Origin of the sequence: Vibrio sp. Vb0304, assembly GCF_033338995.1 — a bacterium.
In the GTDB taxonomy this organism is placed as follows: Bacteria; Pseudomonadota; Gammaproteobacteria; order Enterobacterales; family Vibrionaceae; genus Vibrio; species Vibrio alginolyticus.
Genome location: NZ_JAWOTT010000131.1, coordinates 852 through 1,400 on the forward strand (window position 1 = coordinate 852; position 549 = coordinate 1,400).

A 549-nucleotide genomic window follows, 5' to 3' on the forward strand; every position below is an offset into this window, starting at 1 on the left:
TTACAACGTAGATCTTCACCAACTCACCAGACACTTCATGCGGTTGACCAATAGCAGCCACTTCAAGAACTTTGCCGTGCAGAGCGACAACGTCTTCGATTTCATTCGGGTAAACGTTGAAGCCAGAAACCAATATCATGTCTTTCTTACGGTCAACAATGTGCAGGAAGCCTTCATCATCAAACTTAACGATGTCACCCGTTGATAGCCAACCGTCTTCGTTAATGGTGTCTTTAGTTGCTTCCGGACGTTGCCAGTAACCTTGCATTACTTGAGGGCCGCGAACTTGTAGCTCACCTGTACCAGTATTTGGCAGTACATTGCCTTCTTCATCAACCATACGAACTTCTGTCGAAGGAACTGGCAGACCGATAGAACCGTTGTACTCAACCAGGTCATGCGGGTAAGCCGCAACTAACGGTGAACACTCAGTAAGTCCATAGCCTTCAAGCAGGTAGCAGCCTGTGGTCTTCAGCCATTTTTCAGCAACAGCACGTTGAACTGCCATACCGCCACCAACAGCCAAGCGAAGATTACTGAAGTCCAACT

At 47.7% G+C, this 549-nt stretch carries 1 protein-coding gene; it reads right to left on the bottom strand.

Annotation, left to right across the window (positions count from 1 at the left end):
• Positions 1-549 (bottom strand): AMP-binding protein (locus tag R7P35_RS24405; protein WP_411978890.1); only part of this gene is annotated, 549 nt, incomplete at both ends.